Source organism: Streptomyces sp. NPDC046909, from assembly GCF_040644695.1.
In the GTDB taxonomy this organism is placed as follows: Bacteria; Actinomycetota; Actinomycetes; order Streptomycetales; family Streptomycetaceae; genus Streptomyces.
The window spans coordinates 227,133-248,152 of sequence record NZ_JBEYXC010000004.1; the positions used below are offsets into that span (position 1 = coordinate 227,133).

Sequence of the window (21,020 nt, forward strand, 5' to 3'; positions counted from 1 at the left end):
AGCCGGGGCCTCGACCAGATTCACACGGCCGGACAATCACCGCATTTCGATCAGTTACGGCGAGTAGCGCGCGCCTCCTCGTCGGCCGCCCCGCCCGCACCGACGAGCCCCGACCGCATGCCCTCCAGCCGGTCCCCGAACCGCCGCATCTCGCGCACCCCGACGGTCCCGATGAGCCCCGGCAGATACCCGCGCACGCCCTGCATGCCCCGCAGCCACCACTGCCCGTACACATGACTCGACCGCCGCTCGATCCCGGCGACGATCCGGTCCACGGCGGGACCGAGCGGGTACGTCTTGTTGGCCGGCCAGGGCAGCCGCTGCCGCAACTCCCGCATGACGTCGTCCTGGTCGGCCCCGCGCACCATGTCGGTGTCGGTCCACGACAGATACCCGACGCCGACCCGCACGCCCTTGTACCCGACCTCGGCCCGCAGACTGTGCGCGTACGCCTCGACGCCCGCCTTGGACGCGCAGTACGCGGTCATCATCGGCGCCGGGGTGATGGCGGCGAGCGAGGCGATCTGGAGCAGATACCCCCGGCTCTCCATCAGCACCGGCAGGAACGCGCGCGCGGTCACCGCGGAGCCGATCAGGTTCACCTCGATCACCCGCCGCCAGGCGTCCGGATCGGAGTCGACGAAGGGACCGCCGGTGGCGACCCCCGCGTTCGCGACCACGATGTCGACCTTCCCGAACCGCTCCTTCACCTCCCGCGCGACCTGGGCCATCGCCTCGTGGTCGGTGACGTCGGCGTACCAGTGATCGCTGTCGGTGTGCAGCCGCTCGGAGACCTGCTTGAGCGCGTCCGGCTCCAGGCCGACCAGCGCGATCTTCGCCCCGCGCGCGGACAGCTTGCGGGCGAGCAGCTCACCGACGCCGCGCGCCGCTCCGGTGACGACGGCGACCTGTCCTTCGAGGCTGACCCTGCTCATGCGTCCTCCTTGATCGTTGCGTACGTCGTCACGAGCTCGCGGATCTTCCCTGTGACCAGCTCGGGCGCCTCGACGGGCGTCATGTGCCCGAGCCCCGGCAGCTCCGTGAGCCCGACGCACTTCGGGAGCGCCGCCACCAGCGCACGCGCGTGCACGGGCGGCGTCAACCGGTCCGCGGTACCGGTGACGACGGCCGTGGGGACGTCGAGGGACCGCACCCCGTGGTCGAGGTCGAGCAGATCGAGGACCTTCGACCAGGTGTACCGCACCTTGCGCGGGCAGGCGTGCACGATCCGCGCGCACGCCTCGACCATGTGCGGGGCCGAACCGGGGCCCATCGTCCCGTACTTGAGGATCCGGCGGGCAACCGGCGTGACCGGCCCGAGGGGGGCGCGCGAGCCCAGGACGCGCGCCGTCAGCCATGTCCGCAGCCGCCCCGGGCGCAGCGGTACGACGGTCGACTCGGCGACCAGCCGCGAGGAACCGGTGCTGCACAGCAGGACGGCGACGGCGTGTTCCCGGAACGCCGCGCGCTCGGCGGCCGCCATCACCGTCATCCCGCCCATGGAGTGACCGGCGATCACGGCCTTCTCTCCGGGCGCGAGGGTGGCCCGGAGTACGGCTTCCAGGTCGTCGGCGAGGGCGTCGGTACCGCAGGCCGGGCTCGCCGGGCTGCGTCCGTGGCCGCGCTGGTCGTAGGCGATGACCCGATGGTCGACGGCGAGGTCGCGTATCTGCGCCGCCCAGAAGGCGGTCGAGCAGGTCCAGCCGTGCGCGAGGACGACGGCGGGCGCACGGTCGGGCCCGTGCACCTCGACGTGCAACCGCGCGCCGTCGGCCGACACGGCGGTCAGTTCACGGGCGGGGGCGGGCGGGGCGTACGGCCCGGAGGCCACGCTCATGATCCGGCTCACGCGGTCACCTTCTTGTTCGTGTCCTTCTTGTTCGTGTCCTTCTTGTTCGTGTCCTGCTTCTTGATGTCCTTCTTCGTACGGAGGACTTGGTACTCGGTGAGGTCCACGCGCCGTGTCGCGCGCCGGAACTCGGTCGTCGTCCCCGGCCAGATGGTGGTGTTGCGGCCGCCCGCGTCGAGGTACCAGCTGGTGCAGCCGCCGGTGTTCCACACGGTCCGCCGCATGCGCTCCTGCACCCGCCGGTTCCAGGCGGCGACGGCGCTCGGCCGGGCGTCGAGGGCGGCGCGGCCGCCCAGGACGTCGAGCTGGCGCACGAAGTCGGCCATGTAGTTCAGCTGGGACTCGATCATCAGGATCATCGAGGAGTTCCCGAGCCCGGTGTTGGGGCCGATGATCGTCATCCAGTTGGGGAACCCGGCGGCGGAGGCGCCGCGCAGGGCCTCCATCCCGCCCGTCCAGGCCTCGGCGAGGGTCTTGCCCTCGGCGCCCACGACCCGGTCGGCGATCGGCATGTCGGTGACGTGGAAGCCGGTCCCGAAGATGATCGCGTCGACCTCGGCCTCGCTGCCGTCGGCGGCGACGAGGGTGGAGCCGCGGATCTCGCTGAGCCCGCTCGCGACCAGGTCGACGTTGGGCTGGGCGAGCGCCGGATAGTACGTGCTGGAGAGCAGGATCCGCTTGCAGCCGATGCGGTAGTCGGGGGTCAGCTTGGCCCGCAGGGCGGGGTCCTTGATGGCGCGGGCCATGTTGCCCTTGGCGAGCTTCTCGACGAACCCGAGCTCGTTGGGGCGCTTGGTGAAGGCCTGGACCTGCAACTCCCGGATGCCCCACAGGAGTCCGCGGCGGGCGTGGGCGGTGAAGGGAAGCGCCCGGTGCAGGGCCCGCTCGGCGCCGCTGATGGCCCGGTCGACGCGGGGCATCACCCAGGGCGGGGTGCGCTGGAAGAGGGTCAGCTCGGCGACCTGGGGCTGGATGGCCGGCACGATCTGGATCGCGGAGGCCCCCGTCCCGACCATCGCGACCCGCTTGCCGCGCAGGTCGTAGTCGTGGTCCCAGCGGGCGGAGTGAAAGACCTTGCCGGGGAAGGAGTCGAGCCCCGGAATGTCGGGGATCTTGGGATCGGACAGCGGCCCGGTCGCGGAAACGACGACATCGGCGGACAGCCGCCCGCTACTGGTCTCGATGTCCCAGCGCAGCTTCTCGGCGTCCCAGGTCATCATCTTCACCTCGGAGTCGAAGCGAAGGTGCGGCCGGAGCCCGAAGACATCGGCGACATGCTCCAGGTAGGCGCGGATGTGCCCCTGCCCGGAGAAGGTGCGAGGCCAGTCGGGATGGGGAGCGAAGGAGAACGAGTACAGATGGGAGGGCACGTCACAGGCGCACCCCGGGTAGGTGTTGTCGCGCCACGTACCGCCCACGCTCCCGGCCCGCTCCAGGACGACGAAGTCGGTGACCCCTTCGCGCCGCAGCCGCACGGCGGCCCCGAGCCCGCCGAACCCGGACCCGATCACCGCCACCCGCACATGCTCGTGCTCGGTCATCCCAAAGCCTCCCGCGTCGCCCTCACCGAACCGCGCCAGTGAACACTGGCGCAATGGGGAGAGTAGGACAGCCGCGTACCGATGGGTAGGGGTAGGAGGGAAGGACTGTGACATCAGCGGCTCCGCCGCGGGTACCGGCGGTACAACATAGGCTGCGATCGTGACGGAGAAGCGCGAGTACCGCATGGAGGAGCTGGCCAGGGAAGCCGGCATCACAGTGCGCACCCTGCGCTTCTACCGCGAACGCAAACTCATCCCGCCGCCCCGCCGCGAGGGCCGCATCGCCTGGTACGACGACCACCACCTGGCCCGCCTCCGCACCATCGCCGCCCTCCTGGAACGCGGCCACACCCTGACCGGTATCGCGGAACTCGCGGAGGCCCTGGACCACGGCCGCGACGTGGCCGACCTCCTGGGCGTCGAGGCCCCCTCCGAGGAGGAACCCGTCCGCCTCACCCCCGAGGAACTCGCCGCCCGCTTCGAGGGCCAGGTCACCACGGAGAACCTCGCGGCGGCCCTGGACCTCGGCTACCTCGGCACCGACGGCGACGAGATCGTCCACATCAGCCGCCGCCTCCTCGACGTCTCCTCCGCCCTGGTCCGCGAGGGCATCCCCCTCGCGGAGGTCCTGGCGGCGGGCAAACGCGTCCGCGAACACGTCGACGACCTCGCCGAGATGTTCGCCGCCCTCGTCCTCCAGTACGCCACCGAAGACGACCTCCACCGCCTCCGCCCCCTGGCCCGGAGCGTGGTGGAGGCGGAACTCTCGCTGGCACTGGACCGGCGGTTGCGGAAGCGGGACTAAGCGGACCCGGTGAAGTCGGCTGCGGTACGGCAGCGCCGCTAAGGGGCGCGGGGAACTGCGCGACCAGCCACGACGGCGCCGCAGACGAACGCCGACACGTCGCCGCACATCCAGCGGAGCGCTTAGCCGCCGGCCGCCGGGACCGACGGTCGGCTACAGGTCGTAGACCACCGTCACCGGCGCATGGTCCGACCAGCGCTCGGCATGCGTGGCCGCCCGCTCGACGAAGCCCTTGACGGCCTTGGCCGCCAGGCCGGGCGTGGAGAGGTGGTAGTCGATGCGCCACCCCGAATCGTTGTCGAAGGCCCGCCCGCGGTACGACCACCAGGAGTACGGCCCGTCGACATCCGGGTGCAGAGCACGTACGACGTCGACGTAGCCGCCGTCGGCCGGAGTCAGGACCCGCGTCAGCCACTCCCGCTCCTCCGGCAGGAACCCGGAGTTCTTCTGGTTGGCGCGCCAGTTCTTGAGGTCGGCCGGCTGGTGGGCGATGTTCCAGTCGCCGCAGACGACGACCTCGCGCCCGTCGGCGGCGGCGCGCTCGCGCAGGCCCTTGAGGTAGGTCAGGAACTCGGTCATGAAGCGGTACTTCTCGTCCTGGCGCTCGGTGCCGACCTCGCCGGAGGGGAGGTAGAGGGAGGCGACCGTCACACCGGGGAGATCGGCCTCGACGTAGCGGCCGCTGGTGTCGAACTCGGACGAGCCGAAGCCGACCTGGACGCGATCGGGCTCGCGGCGGGTGTAGAGGGAGACACCGGCGCGGCCCTTGGCGGCGGCGGGGGCGTGCACCACGTGCCAGCCGTCGGGGGTACGGACCTCCTCGGGCAGCTGCTGCGGTTCGGCGCGCACCTCCTGGAGGCAGAGCACGTCCGCGGAGGTGTCCGCGAGCCACTCCACGAAGCCCTTCTTCGCGGCGGCGCGGAGTCCGTTCACATTCACAGAGGTCACAGTGAGCACTCCGGCACGATACCGGCACACTGGACTGGATCCCGTTCTGGAATGTATTGACATACGGTAGGAAGCATGGATATCCGTCGCGTCTCGTTCGACCACCCCGATGCCGTCAAGCTCAACGACCAGGTCCAAGCCGAGTACGGCGTCCGCTACGGCGACGGCGGCGACGCCACCCCCATGGACCCGGCGGACTTCGACCCGCCGAACGGCGCGTATCTGATCGCGTACGACGAGAACGACAGCCCCGTCGCCACGGGTGGCTGGCGGATCCAGGACGCCAACGAGGAGGGCAACCTCGACGGCGACGCCGAGCTCAAGCGGATGTACGTCATAGAGCAGGCGCGGGGGCGGGGGCTCGCGCGCCGGATACTGGCCGCGCTGGAGGAGGACGCGCGCGCGGCCGGCCGACTCCGCATGGTGCTGGAGACCGGCGACAAGCAGCCCGAGGCCATCGCCCTGTACATCTCCAGCGGTTACGAGCCGTGCGAGAAGTTCGGCTACTACCGGCACTACGAGTCGAGCCGCTGCTTCGCGAAGACCCTGTAGGGCGTCCCGGCGGGGGCGGTGTGGGAGCTGGGAGTCGCCCCGGGGGAGCTGGAGGTCAGCTTCTGAGGTACGCCAGCACCGCCAGCACCCGCCGGTGGGTGTCGTCCGCCGGCGGCAGGTCCAGCTTGGTGAGGATCGAGCCGATGTGCTTGCCGACGGCCGCGTCCGACACCACCAGCGCCTTGGCGATCGCCCCGTTCGACCTGCCCTCGGCTATCAGCGCGAGCACCTCCCGCTCGCGCGGGCTGAGCCGGGCGAGCGGATCCCGTCGCCGGCGCAGCAGTTGCCGTACGACCTCGGGGTCCACCACCGTCCCCCCGGCCGCCACCTCCCGCAGCGCGGCCACGAACTCCTCGACCTGGCCCACCCGGTCCTTGAGCAGATAGCCGACGCCGGTGCCGTCGCCGGAGTCGAGGAGCTCGGCGGCGTACGCCCGCTGCACGTACTGGCTGAGCACCAGCACCGGCAGTCCGGGCCGCTCCTCGCGCAGCTTCACGGCCGCGTGCAGCCCCTCGTCCTGGAAGCCGGGCGGCATCCGGACGTCCGTGACGACGACGTCCGGTTCGTGCTCGGCGACCGCCGCGAGGAGCGTCTCCGCGTCGCCGACGGCCGCGACCACCTCGTGCCCGAACCGCGTGAGCAGCGCGACGAGTCCGTCGCGCAGCAGCACGCTGTCCTCGGCGAGGACTATGCGCAGGGCTCGGTCGGCCGGCAAGGGATCTCCACTCGCAGCAGGGTCGGTCCGCCCGGCGGGCTGGACAGGAAAAGTCTGCCATCGAGCACTGACACCCGGTCGGCGAGACCGGTGAGCCCGGTGCCGCCGGAGACGGAGGCGGAGGCAGATACGGAGGCAGTGGCGGAGGCGCCGCCGTGTCCGTCGTCGCGGATGTCGAGGGTGAGCCGTCCGTCCTCGTACCCGCCGCCGATGGTCACCCGGCTCGCCCCGCTGTGCTTGGCCACGTTCGCGAGCGCCTCGCAGACCACGAAGTACGCGGCGGTCTCCACGGGTTGGGGCAACCGCCCCGGGATGTCCAGCTCCACGTCCACCGGCACCACGCTCCGGTCCGCCGCATCCGCGACGGCGGCTTCGAGTCCGTAGTCGGCGAGGACCTTGGGGTGGATGCCGTGGATGAGTTCACGGAGTTCGGCGAGCACCTTCTCCGCCTCGCCGTGCGCCTTGGCGAGCTGTTCGGCGAGCGGGCCGCCGGGCGGGGCGTCGAGGCGGGCGAGGCCGAGGGCCATGGTGAGGGCGACGAGACGCTGTTGGGCGCCGTCGTGCAGATCGCGCTCGATACGGCGCCGTTCCGCCTCGAAGGCGTCCACCAACCGCACCCGGGAGCGCACGAGTTCGGTGACGCGCGCGCTGTCCCCGGGGGCGCCGAGCAGAGCTTTCGCAACCTCGGCGCGCGCCCCGGCGCCCAGCCCGAGCACGTACGCCCCCACGATCAGCAACACCACCCCGCCCGCCGCGGCCCCGAACGCGGCCGGCCAGGTGTCGACCGTCCACAGCTTGACGACCTTCGCCTCGCCATCGACGGCGACCAGCAGTGGCGTGGCGAGGAGGAACAGCGGAACCCCGGCGGCGAAGGCGACGACGAGCGCGTCCAGCGGCCACAGCACGAGGCCGAGCAGCACGGCGTACCCCAACTCCCGCCACGTGGCGGCCTCGGTGAGCCGAACGGTGAGCCACCTGCCGAGCCCGGGCGCGTCGGGCACGCGATGCCGCGCGAGCGGCACCGGTCCCACCCCGGCCAGCCGCAGCCGCCACCGCTCGACCGCGGCCACGGGGATCCCGGACAGCACGGTGAGCAGAAGCAACGGCAGCCCGACGAGTACGACGGCCAGGGCGCCGCCCACGACGGCCCCCACGACGATCACCACCAGCACGACCGCCCCGAACACCGCCCCGCTCACCAGAAAGCCGACCGCCCGCCACGGCCACGCCGACCCCAGGTATCCGCGCCTGCTCAGCGCCTGCCACACCGTCATGGAGATCACCGTAGGAGGCGGGTACGGGCGGACGGAATCCGTCCAGGGGGACATCCGGGGGTATGCCTGGCCCTACCCCAAGTCTCGGTCCTGCCGCACTGCTCCCGGGTGCGGCGGCGCGGTTTCGTGGAGCCCACTTAATGAGGGCCGTCGGCCTTCCTCGGACTTAATGAGGGCAGATGACAGGGCACGCGATCCGACTGACCTCCGTCATCAGGCGATACGGCGGCGGCGATGTCGACGGCTATGGCTACGGCGGCGGTGACGCCGGCGGCGGCGTGACCGCGCTGGACGGCGTCTCTCTCGGCTTCCCGCAGGGCACCTTCACGGCCGTCATGGGCCCCTCCGGCTCCGGCAAGTCGACGCTGCTGCAGTGCGCGTCCGGTCTCGACCGTCCGACGTCGGGTTCGGTGCGCGTCGGCGACACCGAACTGACCGGCCTGAGCGAGCGCCGCCTGACCCTGCTGCGCCGCGAACGCATCGGCTTCGTCTTCCAGTCGTACAACCTCCTCCCCTCCCTGACCGCCGAGCAGAACGTCGTCCTGCCGCTGCGTCTGGCGGGCCAGCGCGTGTCGAAGGCACGCGCGCGTGAGGCGCTCCGGCGCGTGGGGCTCGCCGAACGGGCCCGGCACCGGCCCACCCAGCTCTCCGGCGGCCAACAGCAGCGCGTAGCCCTGGCCCGCGCCCTGATCACCCGCCCCGAGGTGCTGTTCGCGGACGAACCGACGGGTGCGCTGGACTCCCGAACCGGGCATGAGGTGCTGGCGTTGCTGCGCTCCCTGGTGGACACGGAGAGCCGGACGATCGTGATGGTCACGCACGATCCGGTGGCCGCGGCGTACGCGGACCGGGTCGTGTTCCTGGTCGACGGGCGGGTGCACGGGGAGTTGGTGGGCGCGGGGGCGGGGGAGATCGCGGGGCGCATGACGTCGCTGGAGACGGGGGTGGCGGCGGTGGGTGCGTCGGAAGTGGGTGCTTCAGAGGCAGGTGCTTCAAGGGCCAGTACTTCAGAGGCAGGCGCTTCAGAGACGGGCGCTTCAGAGACGGGCGCTTCAGAGACGGGTGTTTCAGAGACGGGTGCTTCAGAGGCAGACACTTCGCAGGCCGGCGCTTCGGAGGCCCTCCCGTGCTGACCCTCACTCTGAGCACCCTGCGCTCCCGCTGGACCGCCTTCACCGGCAGCTTCGTCGCCCTCTCCCTCGGCGTCGCCCTGCTCACGGTCATGGGCCTCTCCCTCGCCTCCTCCCTCGACGCACCCGAACGCGCGCCGGAACGGTTCGCCGCGGCCCCGGTCGTGGTGAAGGGCCAGGACACCCTGCACGTGCCGACCCCGATCGGCGACCGCACCCAGAAGCTGGCGCAGCCCCGCCCGATACCGCCGAGGACGATCGCCGCGCTACGACGCCTCGGCAAGGTCACGGAGGACCGCACCTTCGCCGTGCACGGCGACCTGACGGGCGTGGGCCACCCCTGGTCGACGGCGGCCTTCGCACCGTACGAACTGACCGCGGGCCGCGCGCCCCTGGCGGCGGACGAGGTCGTGGCAACGGACGACCAAGCAACGGTCGGCCAACGTCTGCGCACCGGGCACGGTGTGGTGCGCGTGGTCGGCACGGTGGGGGCGCGCGGCTTCGAGAACGCGCTGTTCTACACGGACGCGCGCGCGGCGGAACTGGCGCCGGTGAGCACACAGTTGGTGGTCGAGGCGGACGCGGCGGCGGTACGGCGGGTGGTGAACGGCGGGCCGGCGACGGGGGCGACAGACGACGGCACGAGGGCCGAGGCAAGGTCCGCGGACCACGCCACAGGGCCGACGCCAGAGAGCGCGGACCGTCGCGCCGGAACAACGCCGACGACCGCTGACCGTCGCACCCGAGCAGCCGCAGGCACCGGCGTCCAGGTCCTGACCGGCGACGCCCGACGGCTCGCGGACGCCGACCCCGACCGTGACACGGAGGCGCTGACCACACTGAACGCCCTGTTCGGCACGGCGGGCGGGGTGACCGGGTTCGTGTCGGTGTTCGTCGTGGCGTCGACCTTCGCCTTCGCGGTGGCCCAGCGCCGCCGGGAGTTCGGCCTGCTGCGCACGGTGGGCGCCACGCCGGGACAGATCCGCCGGAGCGTGCTGACGGAGGCGCTGCTCGTCGGCGTGGTGGCGTCCGCGGCGGGTTGCGCGCTGGGGGCGTACGCCGCCCCCTGGCTGGCGGAACGGGTGGTCGACGGCGGCCTCGCCCCGGCCTGGTTCACGATCGGCGACCACGCGTGGCCGTACCACGTCGCCTTCTGGACGGGTCTGACGGTGGCGCTGTGCGGGGCGCTGGCCGCGTCCCGGCGGGCGGGGCGCACGGCTCCGACGCAGGCGCTGCGCGAGGCGGCGGCGGACGAACGCCCCCTGACCCGTGGCCGCCTGCTGTGCGGAGCGGCCCTCCTGGTCGCGGCCGTGGGCACGCTCGCGTGGGCGTTGCTGACGGACCCGGGCGACCTGCTGCACCGCAAGACGTACACGAGCCGCCCGATGCTCCTGATCACGGCGACGGCCCTCCTGTCCCCCGCCCTGGTCCGCCCCCTGACCGGACTCCTCGCCCCCTGCGGCCTGCTGGTCCGCTCGAACGCGGCCGCCGGGGTCCGTCGTACCGCCGCCGTCGCCGCCCCCGTCCTGATCACCGTGGCGCTGGCAGGCTCCCTACTGGGCGCGACGGCGACCCTGAGCGAGGCGAAAGCGACGGAGGCACGCGCGCGTACCGTCGCCGACTTCGTGGTGACCTCACCGACCGGCCTGTCGCCGGAAGTCGTACGCCGTCTGCGCGCGCTCCCCGACACCGAGATCTCGGCGACGGCGTCGACCGCGGTGTACGTCCTGGAGGACGGCGTCGCCCTCATCAGGTCCGAGGCCCGCGCCGCCGACCCCGGCGCACTGGCGGCCACCGCACGCCTCCCGCTCACGGCCGGCCGCGTCACCGACCTCGACGACGACTCGATCATCGTCAACGAGGAGTGGGAAGAGCACGAGGTCGGCCGACACGTCACCGTCTGGCTCGGCGACGGCACCCGCAGATCCCTCCGCATCGCCGCGGTGATGCCGGTCGGCACGGGCGACAACGGCGCGTACGTCACACCGGCCAACGCGCGCGGTGCGGCCGTCGACCGCGTGGAGGTGAAGGGGGCGGCGACGGAGGGGGAGTTGAGGGAGGCGCTGGGAGCGTGGACGGAGACGGCGACGGGCCTGAAGAAGGCCCCAAGGACAGCGCCTGGCCTAAGGAAGGCGCCGGGGAGGGCGCCGGACCTGGGGAAGGCCCCGGAGGTGACGGCGCCGGAGAGGGACTCGCAGAAGCCCCTGCGCGCCCCGGGCGCGACCCTCCACACCCGCGCCGAGTGGCTGCGGACCACCTACCCCACGGCCGGCTTCACGGGGGACGCCGACGAGCGGACCCGCCTCGGCTTCCTCCTGGTCCTCGGCATCGCGCTGCTCTACACCGGCATCTCCCTCGCCAACACCCTCCTGACGGCGACGTCGGACCGGAAGCGGGAGTTCGCCTCCCTGCGGCTGGCGGGAGCCACGACCGGCCAGGTGCTGCGGCTGGTCGCCGCGGAGTCCCTGCTGGTGGTGGCGATCGGCGCGGTACTGGGCCTGCTGGTGACGGCCCTCAACCTCACCACCCTGTGGAGCGCCCTGGCCCTGCAGTCCGTACGCTCCCCGATCCGCCTCCCCTGGCCGGAACTCGCCGCGACCACGACGGCCTGCGCACTCCTGGCCGTGGTCTCGGCGGTGCTCCCGGCGGCCGTGGCCCTGCGCCGGAACACCTCCGCGCGGACCCGCCGTCAGCTGCCCTGGGTCACTGGGCGCTCGCCGCGGGCCGTACGACGATCTCGTTGACGTCGATCTCCGCGGGCTGCGAGACGGCGTACGCGATGGCGTCCGCGATGGCCGAGGCGGGCAGCGCCACCGCGCGGTAGGCCTTCATGGCCTCACGGGCGACGGGATCGGAGATGCCGTCGGCGAGCTCGGACTCGGTCACACCCGGGGAGACGAGGGTGACCCGGACGTCCCCGGCGGACTCCTGACGCAGCCCTTCGGAGATCGCGCGCACGGCGAACTTGGTCGCGCAGTAGACGGCCGCGGTGGGCGAGACCTCATAGGCGCCGACGGAGGCGACGTTCACGAAGTGCCCGCCGCCCTGGGCCCGCATGACGGGCAGGGCGGCGGCGATGCCGTGCAGGACTCCCCGCACGTTCACGTCGATCATCCGGTCCCACTCGTCCGTCTTCAGCGCCTCCAGCGGCGAGAGCGGCATCAGGCCCGCATTGTTGACGACCACGTCCACCCGGCCGTAACGCTCCCGCGCGGCGGCCACGAAGTCCCGGACATCGTCGGCGTCCGTGACATCCAGCCGCCGGTACGCCGCCGTACCGCCCGCGCCGGTGATCTCCTTGGTCAACAGGTCGAGACGATCCGTACGCCGCGCCCCGAGCAGCAGACGGTGCCCGTCGGCGGCGAGCCGGCGCACGGTCGCCTCCCCGATCCCACTGCTCGCACCGGTGACGACGACGACCTTGGTTGTCTCGAGCATGCCTGGGTTCCTTCTCGATTCGGGGGGGGATCGGTCCTGCCCGGCGAGTCTGTGCGGGCCGAGGAGCCGCCACCAGGACGTGTGCTGCCTGGGTGCGCCACACCCAGGCAGCACACCGCGGCCGCGCCCTAGCCTGAGCCACATGACCGACAACCGCCTGGGCGAGTTCCTACGCGCGCGTAGAGCGGCCCTACGGCCGCAGGACGTGGGTGTGACGAGCCATGGCGTGCGCCGCGTCGCCGGTCTGCGACGGGAGGAGGTGGCCGTACTGGCCGGGGTGAACGCGGACTACTACACCCGCCTCGAACAGGGCCGCGAACGCCACCCCTCACCCCAGGTACTGGACGCACTGGCCCGCGCCCTACGACTGGCCCCCACCGCCCAAGCCCACCTGCACCGGCTGGCCGGGACGGCACCGGTGCCCCGATTCACGCCCACCACGGACCGCATCGCCCCCGTGCTACGCCGGCTGCTGGACGCCTACCCGAACGCCCCGGCGTTCGTCATCAACGGCACGCTGGACATCCTGGCCGCCAACGCCCTGGCCCAGGCCCTGCACTCACCGTTCACCCCGGCGGACAACCTGGCCCGCATGACCTTCCTCGACCCTGCGGGCCACCGCTTCTACACCCAGTGGAGCCGCACGGCAGAGGCCACCGTGGGCCACCTGCGCCAGGCGGCCGGCCTCGCCCCCGACAACCCTCGCCTGCACGAACTCGTCCACACCCTCACCGAGCACAGCCCGGACTTCACCCGCCTGTGGAAAACCCCACGCCGTCCACAACAAAACCCAGGACGCCAAGCACTTCCTCCACCCCGACATCGGCCCCCTGACCCTCACCTACCTGACCTTCGACGTCCGCGACACCCCAGACCACCAACTCGTCATCTACCAGGCCGAACCCACCGACCCGAACGCCGAGGCCCTCGCTCTGCTGGGCTCGCTGCACGCCACATCGAAGGGGACACCGAGCTAGCGCCGGGCCTCCCGATCACTCGGACGACTCCAGTGGTTCCGCCGCACTGCGGTCGTCGATGCCCTCGTGCGACCGTTTTTCCACCGTGAAGTCCGCGGGAAGCGTGGCGGGCAGAGTGAGCGTCCACGTGCCGTCCGGCAAGAAATGCGTCACCGGCGTGAGGTGGAACGACGGGCCAGCCGATCCCGCGACGAGATACACACCGCATCCCTGAGGCAGGTCAGGTGTCCGCCCCGTCACCACGGATCGGCCGCCCCGCGAGGCCCCGGGATGCATGTGCCAGTCCAGCTCCCCCGCACACGCCCCGGAGCCAGAGGGGGCCACGACTCCTGACGCCGGGTCAGCCACCTGCGTCCCGCCACCACTGCCCACCGCCGCGATCCAGGCCGCGACGACGGAGGCCAACGCCGCAACGGACGCTGCCATGAAGGGCTGCCACTCAAGCGTCCGGCGCCCAGATGCCCCACGGCCCTGGTCCTCACCCTCCGGCGGCACCGCAGTCCCCATCCACCGACCTCCCTCACCATGCGCGAGGCCACGATTACCAGACAGTGACCATCGGCATCCGAGGGCCCAGCTCACGCTCCGCCTCTCACCAAGGAGCCAACAGGCCTGATGACTCCTCGTGTTCAGCCCCACGGACTACGACAGGAAATTGACGCCGCCCACCCACCACAGGCCGACACGCCACACGCACCTGCCGCACGACGCAGAGCCGCCGCGGCCTGCAGGTTGGTACGGCGGCTGCAAGAGGACCGCAGCGATCGGCTACGGTCCCGGTGGTTGCCGTACTTCCTGCCATACGGCGGCCTCACAATCGGGGGGGATCATGGCTGCGCTGGGCTTCTTCTTCATCACCCTGCCGTGCCTCGCCATCATCGGTTTCACCTGCTTCGCGGCATGTCGAGCCCAGAGCCACAAGGTCTTCAAGGTGTTGGCCTACGTCTGCCTGGCCCTCGGCCTCGTATGCGGCCTCACGCCGATCGGGATTGTGATCTGGGCGTCTTCCTTGTAGGCGCCGGGCATCGAATCGTGCTGTCACGTTCCTGGTAAGCAGCGAAGACGCCAGTTCGGAAGATCGCGCAACTGGATCCGGGCCGGCCCCAGCCACGCCAACCCCGGTTGCAGAAACCGGACTTGGTGAAGCAAGCCGCCGGTGACCTGCGGACCGCATCCGACTTCGTGTTCACCACGCGCTATGGCACGCCGCACGAACCCCGCGACTTCAACCGACTGTTCGTCTCTCATCCGAGCCGACGCGTCGCGCGCCGCAGAAGCTCGGCAAACACCTCGGGAAACAAGATCGGAGGCAGTTGCTGTACTTCGCTGGAACACGGCATGCCAAAGCCCCCACCGGAGATCCCCGGTGGGGGCTTTGAGCTGCGTGGACCTGAGGGGATTTGAACCCCTGGCCCCCTCGATGCGAACGAGGTGCGCTACCGGACTGCGCCACAGGCCCTTGCAACGAGTGAAACTTTAGCACCCCGATCGGGGTGCTTGGAAATCCGTTCCCTGCCGCCCCGAGGGGACCGCCACAGGTGGGACGGGTGGCGGGGTGCCGCGCGCGGAGCAGAGGTGCCGGGACGTCGCCGACGGCTACTCGTTGGCCGCCCGCGGCCGCTCCCCGTCCTCGTACTGATCGAAGAGGGGCGTACGTCCCCGCTCCCGCGCCCGGCGTGCGGAGGCGGCCCGACGCGCGTCACTGCGCCCGTCACCTTCCTCCCTGTCCTCGCCCTCGGACGGCTCCCCCGCCTCGGCGTCCCTCACGGCACCGTCCTGCCCGGCACCGGCACCGGCCTCGGGGCCCGCGCCGCGCGCCTCCCGGTCCCCGGCGACCGAACTGGACCGCGCCGAACTCCACGCGTCCGGCGCCCCCAGATCCACGTCGGCCGTGGCCCGCGGAGCCACCGGCGCCGTCACATACGTCGGCAGCGGCACCGGCACCGGCTCCCAACTGTCCCCGTGCCCCGGCCTGCGCTGCCGCTCACGCTGCTGGTCGACCCACTCGGCGTGGTCGGTCTGCTCCACTAGGGCGCGCCGGTCGGCGGCCAGCGCCGACAGCCCGGGGTCACGCTCCGGCTCCGGTCCGCCCTCCGGCTCGTCCGCGTCGACGGCGGCCTCGGAGGTCACGCGCCGGCGCGGCTGGCGCGCGCGCTCCTTCAGTCGCTGCGCCGCGGCTTCGGCCCGTTGCCGGTCCATCTGGTAGGCGAAGCGGCGGCGTTCCTGGGAGCGCAGATAGGCGATGTACCCGCTGAGGAGCACGGCGGGCACGCCGGGCGCCCAGAGGAACGTGAGCCCTCCGACGGCGGCGACGATCGCGCCGAGCGTGAAGGCGAAGAAGAGCACCACGGTGGTGCGCCGACGGCGCGCGAGCGCCTTCGTGCGCCGGGCGCGCGCGGCAGCGGCTTCCGCCGAGGGCGTGCGCCGCGCGGCGGGCACGGGTTTACGCGCCGGCGCGGATCCGGATGCGGGCGCCGGTGCGGGTGCGGATGCCGGGGCGTGCGCGGCCGGATCGGCCACCCTTCCGCGCACCGGTTCACGCACCGCTTCCTTGCGCACCGGCGTCGGCGCCTGCCCCTGCTGCACATCCGCTCGCACCTGTGGGCGCGTCGGAGGCATGGCGAAGGCCCGGACGTCCACCGAATCGGTGACGGCATCCGGGTCGACGGCGCTGGGCTCCCCCTCGTCGGTGGAGCGCGCCCGCAGGTCCTTGGCGTACCGACGCTCCATCCCCGCCCGTCCGGACAGCAATCGGATGGCGGTGCTGAAGCGTTCCGTCGGACGGGCCTCGTTCAGCTCGTCCTGCCTACGGAGCCACATCGGCACCAAGTAGGCGGCCCAGGCCCCGACAATGACTGCGTAGATGAGGCCGCTGCTGCTCACGCCTCACACGGTAGAGGGATTCGCGTGAGGCCATCCGCCAATTGGGCCGGTGTGTCGCACGATCTGGCTGATATTTCGAGCTTTTTTTGTGACCGATGCGATCAGCAGGCCGCCGGGGCCGCGAATTTAATGCCCCGAGACGATCGCCGTCCGATCATTCTCGAACATTTATTCAATTTCTCGGGACGCTCCCCGGGCTATGCGGGATTCCCCGGCGTGTTCTGCGGGTTCCGGGGCGTGTGGTGCGGCGCGTTCTGTGAGCGTGCCCGCTGCCACCGCCCGAGCAACCCCTCCGGCACCTCTTCGGCGGTGAGCGCGAAGACGAGATGGTCGCGCCAGGCGCCGTCGATGTGGAGATAACGGGGCCGCAGACCCTCCTCGCGGAATCCGAGTTTCTCCACGACCCGGCGGCTCGGCACGTTCTCCGGCCGAATGCAGACCTCGATGCGGTGCAGACCGACGGTCCGGAAACAGTGGTCCACGACGAGCGCCACCGCCGTCGGCATCACTCCCCGGCCGGCCACCGCCTCGTCCACCCAGTAGCCGACGTGCCCGGAGCACATCGAGCCCCAGGTGATCCCGGCGACCGTCAACTGCCCGACGAGCCGCCCCTGGTACTCGATGACGAACGGCAGCATCCGGCCCGCGTTCGCCTCGGACCGCAGGTGCCGCACCATCTGCCTATACGTCGGCCGGTGCGCGATCGGTCCGCTGGGCGTGGGCGGCGGGATGGTCGCCTCCCAGGGGCGCAGCCAGTCGCGGTTGCGCCGGTTCACCTCGCGCCACGCCCGCTGGTCGCGCACCTTTATCGGCCGGAGGACGACATCGCCGTCCGCCAGTACGACGGGCCAGGATGGGCTGTTCAGCTCGCACCCCCAGTGCCGGAGCCGGGTCTCGGGTGGTCGCCGCCGCGGATCTGGTCGACGGCGTGAACCAGCAGGGGCTCCAGGACGGCCAGTCCGTCCTTCACCCCGCCGGTGGAACCCGGCAGATTGACGATCAGTGTCCTTCGTGCCACTCCGGCCAGCCCTCGGGAGAGCGCGGCGGTCGGCACCTTCTCCCGTCCGAACGCCCTGATGGCCTCGGCGATGCCCGGCACCTCGTAGTCGAGCACCGCGCGGGTCGCCTCCGGGGTGCGGTCGGTGGGCGAGATACCGGTGCCGCCGGTGGTCACGACGACGTCGTATCCGACCTCGACGGCGGCATGCAGGGCGGCCTCCACGGGGTCGCCGTCGGGCACGATCTGCGGCCCCTCGACATCGAAGCCGAAGCCGGTGAGGCCCTCAGCGATCAACGGCCCGCCCTTGTCCTCGTACACGCCGGCGGCGGCCCGGTTGGAGGCGGTCAGCACCAGCGCGCGGTACGGCGCGGGCGCGGCATCATGCGCCCCGGCGCTCACGCCCGGCTCCAGTCGCCCGACTTGCCGCCCGTCTTCTCCTCCACGCGCACGTCCGTGATGACCGCTCCCTTGTCGACCGCCTTGACCATGTCGATCACGGTGAGCGCGGCGACGGAGACCGCGGTGAGGGCCTCCATCTCGACGCCCGTGCGGTCCGTCGTCTTCACGGTGGCGAGGATCTCCACGGCGTCGTCCGCGACCGACAGATCCAGTTTCACACCTGAGACCGCCAACGGGTGGCACAGCGGGATCAGGTCGGGAGTGCGCTTGGCTCCCATGATTCCCGCGATACGGGCGGTGGCGAGGGCGTCGCCCTTGGGGACGCCCTCGCCGCGCAGCAGCTCGATCACGCGGGGCGAGACGAGGACCCGGCCGCTGGCGCGGGCGGTGCGCGCGGTCACGTCCTTGTCGGATACGTCGACCATGCGGGCGGCGCCCGCTTCGTCGATGTGGGTCAGTCGGTCCTGCGTACTCATGCTGTGCGGCGCTCCCGATCCCGGCCCTTCGCGGTGCGGCGCGCGGGCCTGTTGTGCGCGACACGGTACCGCCAACCAGGAGCACTCAGCCGAGCAGGACCACCTCGACCTCGGCACCGGGCTCCACGGACTCCACGTCCTCGGGTACGACGATCAGCGCGTCCGCGTGCGCGAGGGCGGCGACCAGGTGCGATCCGGCGCCGCCGACGGGGGTCACGGCACCGTCGGCGTACGTCCCGCGCAGGAACTGCCTGCGCCCCTTCGGCGAGGTCAGCGCCTTGCCGGCGGCCAGCGTCGCGCGCGTGCGCGGGCGGTGGACGTCCTGGAGGCCCATGAGGGTGCGGATCGCGGGGCGGACGAACAGTTCGAAGGACACGTACGACGACACCGGGTTGCCCGGCAGGGCCAGCAGCGGGGTGTGGTCGGGGCCGATGGAGCCGAAGCCCTGGGGCTTGCCGGGCTGCATGGCGAGCTTGCGGAAGTCGATGCCGCTGCCGGCCTCGTCCTCGTCGCCGACGTACGAGAGCGCTTCCTTGACGACGTCGTACGCCCCGACGCTCACGCCGCCCGTGGTGACCATGAGGTCGGCGCGGACGAGCTGGTCCTCGATGGTGTCGCGGAGGGTCTCGGCGTCGTCGGCGACGGCGCCCACGCGGTAGGCGATGGCGCCGGCGTCACGGGCGGCCGCGGTGAGGGCGAAACTGTTGGAGTCGTAGATCTGGCCGCTGCCCAGTTGCTCGTCGGGCTGGACGAGTTCGCTGCCGGTGGACATGACGACCACGCGCGGGCGCGGGCGCACGCGTACGGTGCCGCGGCCGATCGCGGCGAGCAGCGCGATCTGGGGCGGGCCGAGGACGGTGCCCGCTTCGAGGGCGCGGTCACCGGCCTTCACGTCGCTGCCCTTCGCGCGTACGTGCGCGCGTGCCTCGGCGGGCCGGTACACGTGCACGTGCCCTTCGGCGCCCTCGGGAGCGAGCGCCCGGGCGCGCATCCCGGCCACGGGCCCCTCGCCGAGCCCTCCGTCGGTCCACTCCACCGGTACGACGGTCTCGGCGCCGGGCGGCAGCGGGGCGCCGGTCATGATGCGGGCGGCCTGGCCGGGGCCCACGTGGAGCAGGTCGGCCTGGCCCGCCGCGACGTCCCCGACGACGTCCAGGACGGCCGGGAACTCCTCGCTCGCGCCGGCGACATCCGCGACCCGTACCGCGTACCCGTCCATGGAGCTGTTGTCGAACGGCGGCAGGGAGACCGGCACCGTGACGTCCTCGACCAGGACACAGCCCTGGGCGTCGAGGAGTTGCAGCTCGATGGGTTCGAGGGGACGGACGGTCGCGAGGATGTCCTCCAGGTGTTCGTCCACCGACCAGAGGTGGTCCTGGCCGGTGGTGCGGGGCGCGGCGCTGCTCAACGTTGCTACATCTCCTCGGCTACGTAACTGCGAAGCCAGGTCCGGAAGTCCGGGCCCAGGTCTTCACGTTCGCATGCGAGTCTGACAATGGCACGCAGATAGTCGCCCCGGTCGCCGGTGTCATAGCGGCGGCCCTTGAAGACGACGCCGTGCACCGGGCCGCCGACCTTCTCGTCCGCCGCGAGCTGCTGGAGAGCGTCGGTGAGCTGGATCTCGCCGCCCCGGCCGGGCTCGGTCTTGCGCAGTATGTCGAAGATGTGCGGGTCGAGGACGTAGCGCCCGATGATCGCGTAGTTGGACGGGGCGTCGACCGCGGACGGCTTCTCGACGAGATCGTGCACCTTGACCACGTCGCCGTCCTCGGTGGCGTCGACCGCCGCGCATCCGTAGAGGTGGATCTGCTCGGGCTCGACCTCCATGAGCGCGATGACGCTGCCGCCGCGCTGCTCCTGGACCTCGACCATCCGCTTGAGCAGCGGGTCGCGCGGGTCGATCAGGTCGTCGCCGAGGAGGACGGCGAAGGGCTCGTGCCCCACGTGCGGCGCCGCGCACAGGACGGCGTGACCGAGGCCTCTGGGGTCGCCCTGGCGGACGTAGTGCATCGTCGCGAGGTCGCTGGACTCCTGCACCTTGGCGAGCCGGCTGGCGTCCCCCTTCTTCTGAAGGGCCGATTCCAGCTCGTAGTTGCGGTCGAAGTGGTCCTCGAGGGGGCGCTTGTTGCGGCCCGTGATCATGAGGACGTCGTCGAGACCCGCGGAGACGGCCTCCTCGACCACGTACTGGATCGCCGGCTTGTCGACGACCGGCAGCATCTCCTTGGGAGTGGCCTTCGTCGCCGGCAGGAACCTGGTGCCGAGGCCTGCTGCGGGAATGACAGCCTTGGTGATCCGAGGGTGCGACTGAGTCATGCCCGCAACCTTATCCGGTGCCTTTGCTCGGAATCTGAGGCTCCGGTTAATTAGCTCTGATATGAGCGTATTGGAAGGGTACGGGTGCGACCTTTGAGCCACATCGGACGTCCGGCCGAGCCTGACAAGCGAATGTTGCGACGAGAGTTCCTCGCGGTGAGGAACAGGTTGACAGCCGATGACGTGCGGGAACACGCGACCGCGCTGGCCGGGCGAGCGCTCGCACTGCCCGAGCTGGGGCGGGCGCGCACGGTGGCGGCGTACGTCTCGGTGGGGAGCGAACCGGGCACGCTCGCGCTGCTGGACGCGCTGCGCGCGCGGGGCGTGCGTGTGCTGCTCCCGGCGCTCCTGCCCGACAACGACCTGGACTGGGGCGCGTACACCGGTGCGGGCGCCCTCGCGCGCGTCCAACACGGCGGAAAGATGGCCCTCTTCGAGCCCGCCGGCGAGCGTCTGGGTCCGGACGCCGTGACCGGTGCCGACGTCGTGCTGCTGCCCGGCCTCGCGGTCGACGCGCGCGGCATGCGCCTGGGGCGCGGCGGGGGGTCGTACGACCGCGTGCTCGCGCGCCTGGAGCGCGCGGGCGCACACCCGGCGCTGGTGGTGCTGCTCTACGACTCCGAGGTCGTCGAGCACGTCCCGGAGGAGGCGCACGACCAGCCGGTGCACGCCGTGGTGACGCCGTCGGGCGTGCGCCGCTTCCACGGCGCCGCGTGA

At 71.8% G+C, this 21,020-nt stretch carries 19 protein-coding genes, 1 tRNA gene and 2 pseudogenes; 7 read left to right on the forward strand and 15 right to left on the reverse strand.

Annotated features, from left to right (window positions below):
- Window positions 1-50: 50 nt before the first annotated feature.
- Genes ABZ928_RS14090 through ABZ928_RS14100 form a run of 3 tightly spaced genes read right to left on the reverse strand, consistent with a single transcriptional unit; the run spans window position 51 to window position 3,390 of the window.
- Complete coding sequence (locus ABZ928_RS14090; RefSeq protein WP_361517980.1) at window positions 51-935, reverse strand: SDR family oxidoreductase; 885 nt, start codon at window positions 933-935, stop codon at window positions 51-53.
- The gene (locus tag ABZ928_RS14095) at window positions 932-1,849 is read right to left on the reverse strand and encodes an alpha/beta hydrolase (RefSeq protein WP_361517982.1); all 918 of its coding nucleotides are present in this window, start codon (window positions 1,847-1,849) and stop codon (window positions 932-934) included. Before ABZ928_RS14095 ends, ABZ928_RS14090 begins: the two co-directional genes overlap by 4 nt.
- A complete protein-coding gene (locus ABZ928_RS14100; protein WP_361517984.1) occupies window positions 1,846-3,390 on the reverse strand; it encodes an NAD(P)/FAD-dependent oxidoreductase in 1,545 nt (514 codons plus the stop codon). Before ABZ928_RS14100 ends, ABZ928_RS14095 begins: the two co-directional genes overlap by 4 nt.
- Window positions 3,391-3,574: 184 nt before the next feature.
- Here ABZ928_RS14100 and ABZ928_RS14105 point away from each other — a divergent pair, with 184 nt between their 5' ends.
- The gene (locus ABZ928_RS14105; RefSeq protein WP_361518916.1) at window positions 3,575-4,195 is read left to right on the forward strand and encodes a MerR family transcriptional regulator; all 621 of its coding nucleotides are present in this window, start codon (window positions 3,575-3,577) and stop codon (window positions 4,193-4,195) included.
- A gap of 153 nt (window positions 4,196-4,348) precedes the next feature.
- On the opposite strand, the gene ABZ928_RS14110 is transcribed toward ABZ928_RS14105, so the two are convergent.
- A complete protein-coding gene (locus ABZ928_RS14110; protein WP_361517986.1) occupies window positions 4,349-5,152 on the reverse strand; it encodes an exodeoxyribonuclease III in 804 nt (267 codons plus the stop codon).
- A gap of 66 nt (window positions 5,153-5,218) precedes the next feature.
- Between ABZ928_RS14110 and ABZ928_RS14115 the strand changes: the two genes are divergently transcribed.
- Window positions 5,219-5,695, forward strand: coding sequence for a GNAT family N-acetyltransferase (locus ABZ928_RS14115; protein WP_361517988.1), 477 nt, complete (start codon window positions 5,219-5,221; stop codon window positions 5,693-5,695).
- Between the two features lie 55 nt (window positions 5,696-5,750).
- Here the strand turns inward: ABZ928_RS14115 and ABZ928_RS14120 are convergent, their stop codons facing one another.
- A complete protein-coding gene (locus tag ABZ928_RS14120; protein WP_361517990.1) occupies window positions 5,751-6,410 on the reverse strand; it encodes a response regulator transcription factor in 660 nt (219 codons plus the stop codon).
- On the reverse strand, window positions 6,383-7,684 hold the full coding sequence (locus tag ABZ928_RS14125) for a sensor domain-containing protein (protein ID WP_361517992.1): 1,302 nt from the start codon (window positions 7,682-7,684) through the stop codon (window positions 6,383-6,385). The genes ABZ928_RS14120 and ABZ928_RS14125 overlap by 28 nt, the downstream gene beginning before the upstream one ends.
- Before the next feature lie 179 nt (window positions 7,685-7,863).
- Between ABZ928_RS14125 and ABZ928_RS14130 the strand changes: the two are divergent.
- Both ABZ928_RS14130 and ABZ928_RS14135 read left to right on the forward strand, forming a co-directional pair.
- Window positions 7,864-8,622 (forward strand): annotated as a pseudogene (locus ABZ928_RS14130) (ABC transporter ATP-binding protein); the annotation flags it as partial.
- Window positions 8,623-8,810: 188 nt separating this feature from the next.
- A complete protein-coding gene (locus ABZ928_RS14135) occupies window positions 8,811-11,558 on the forward strand; it encodes an FtsX-like permease family protein (protein WP_361517994.1) in 2,748 nt (915 codons plus the stop codon).
- Here the strand turns inward: ABZ928_RS14135 and ABZ928_RS14140 are convergent.
- A complete protein-coding gene (locus tag ABZ928_RS14140) occupies window positions 11,518-12,252 on the reverse strand; it encodes an SDR family oxidoreductase (RefSeq protein WP_361517996.1) in 735 nt (244 codons plus the stop codon). The two genes, ABZ928_RS14135 and ABZ928_RS14140, sit on opposite strands and share 41 nt — an antisense overlap.
- Window positions 12,253-12,394: 142 nt before the next feature.
- Here ABZ928_RS14140 and ABZ928_RS14145 point away from each other — a divergent pair.
- A pseudogene (locus ABZ928_RS14145) lies at window positions 12,395-13,229 on the forward strand (helix-turn-helix transcriptional regulator).
- A gap of 15 nt (window positions 13,230-13,244) precedes the next feature.
- Here ABZ928_RS14145 and ABZ928_RS14150 read toward each other — a convergent pair.
- Window positions 13,245-13,430 (reverse strand): hypothetical protein, encoded by a 186-nt coding sequence (locus ABZ928_RS14150; protein WP_361517998.1) that lies wholly within the window; start codon window positions 13,428-13,430, stop codon window positions 13,245-13,247.
- 628 nt (window positions 13,431-14,058) lie between these two features.
- On the opposite strand from ABZ928_RS14150, the gene ABZ928_RS14155 reads away from it, so the two are divergent.
- Window positions 14,059-14,244 (forward strand): hypothetical protein, encoded by a 186-nt coding sequence (locus ABZ928_RS14155; RefSeq protein WP_361517999.1) that lies wholly within the window; start codon window positions 14,059-14,061, stop codon window positions 14,242-14,244.
- 370 nt (window positions 14,245-14,614) lie between these two features.
- Here ABZ928_RS14155 and ABZ928_RS14160 read toward each other — a convergent pair.
- The 7 genes from ABZ928_RS14160 to galU all read right to left on the reverse strand — a co-directional run bounded on the left by ABZ928_RS14160 (window position 14,615) and on the right by galU (window position 20,303).
- Window positions 14,615-14,688: transfer RNA gene (locus tag ABZ928_RS14160), tRNA-Ala, on the reverse strand.
- A gap of 137 nt (window positions 14,689-14,825) precedes the next feature.
- Window positions 14,826-16,112 (reverse strand): gephyrin-like molybdotransferase receptor GlpR, encoded by a 1,287-nt coding sequence (gene glpR / locus ABZ928_RS14165; protein WP_361518001.1) that lies wholly within the window; start codon window positions 16,110-16,112, stop codon window positions 14,826-14,828.
- Window positions 16,113-16,309: 197 nt separating this feature from the next.
- Window positions 16,310-16,978, reverse strand: a complete 669-nt coding sequence (locus ABZ928_RS14170) for a GNAT family protein (protein WP_361518918.1) — start codon at window positions 16,976-16,978, stop codon at window positions 16,310-16,312.
- Entirely contained in the window at window positions 16,975-17,511 is a 537-nt protein-coding gene (locus ABZ928_RS14175) for a MogA/MoaB family molybdenum cofactor biosynthesis protein (protein WP_361518003.1), read from the reverse strand. The genes ABZ928_RS14170 and ABZ928_RS14175 overlap by 4 nt, the downstream gene beginning before the upstream one ends.
- Window positions 17,508-17,987, reverse strand: a complete 480-nt coding sequence (gene moaC / locus ABZ928_RS14180; RefSeq protein WP_289920438.1) for a cyclic pyranopterin monophosphate synthase MoaC — start codon at window positions 17,985-17,987, stop codon at window positions 17,508-17,510. The genes ABZ928_RS14175 and moaC overlap by 4 nt, the downstream gene beginning before the upstream one ends.
- Window positions 17,988-18,072: 85 nt before the next feature.
- Window positions 18,073-19,395: a gephyrin-like molybdotransferase Glp gene (gene glp, locus ABZ928_RS14185; RefSeq protein WP_361518004.1), complete on the reverse strand. Its 1,323-nt coding sequence runs from the start codon at window positions 19,393-19,395 to the stop codon at window positions 18,073-18,075.
- Window positions 19,396-19,400: 5 nt separating this feature from the next.
- Window positions 19,401-20,303, reverse strand: a complete 903-nt coding sequence (gene galU, locus ABZ928_RS14190; protein WP_361518005.1) for a UTP--glucose-1-phosphate uridylyltransferase GalU — start codon at window positions 20,301-20,303, stop codon at window positions 19,401-19,403.
- Window positions 20,304-20,435: 132 nt separating this feature from the next.
- Between galU and ABZ928_RS14195 the strand changes: the two genes are divergently transcribed.
- Entirely contained in the window at window positions 20,436-21,020 is a 585-nt protein-coding gene (locus ABZ928_RS14195; RefSeq protein WP_361518007.1) for a 5-formyltetrahydrofolate cyclo-ligase, read from the forward strand.

Bases quoted from the DNA above. Each gene is read 5' to 3' on its own strand.
- ABZ928_RS14100 (WP_361517984.1), bottom strand. From the start codon at position 3,390: ATGACCGAGCACGAGCATGTGCGGGTGGCGGTGATCGGGTCCGGGTTC.
- ABZ928_RS14155 (WP_361517999.1), top strand. From the start codon at position 14,059: ATGGCTGCGCTGGGCTTCTTCTTCATCACCCTGCCGTGCCTCGCCATC.
- moaC (WP_289920438.1), bottom strand. From the start codon at position 17,987: ATGAGTACGCAGGACCGACTGACCCACATCGACGAAGCGGGCGCCGCC.
- ABZ928_RS14105 (WP_361518916.1), top strand. From the start codon at position 3,575: ATGGAGGAGCTGGCCAGGGAAGCCGGCATCACAGTGCGCACCCTGCGC.
- ABZ928_RS14195 (WP_361518007.1), top strand. From the start codon at position 20,436: ATGTTGCGACGAGAGTTCCTCGCGGTGAGGAACAGGTTGACAGCCGAT.
- ABZ928_RS14140 (WP_361517996.1), bottom strand. From the start codon at position 12,252: ATGCTCGAGACAACCAAGGTCGTCGTCGTCACCGGTGCGAGCAGTGGG.
- ABZ928_RS14125 (WP_361517992.1), bottom strand. From the start codon at position 7,684: ATGACGGTGTGGCAGGCGCTGAGCAGGCGCGGATACCTGGGGTCGGCG.
- galU (WP_361518005.1), bottom strand. From the start codon at position 20,303: ATGACTCAGTCGCACCCTCGGATCACCAAGGCTGTCATTCCCGCAGCA.
- ABZ928_RS14115 (WP_361517988.1), top strand. From the start codon at position 5,219: ATGGATATCCGTCGCGTCTCGTTCGACCACCCCGATGCCGTCAAGCTC.
- ABZ928_RS14090 (WP_361517980.1), bottom strand. From the start codon at position 935: ATGAGCAGGGTCAGCCTCGAAGGACAGGTCGCCGTCGTCACCGGAGCG.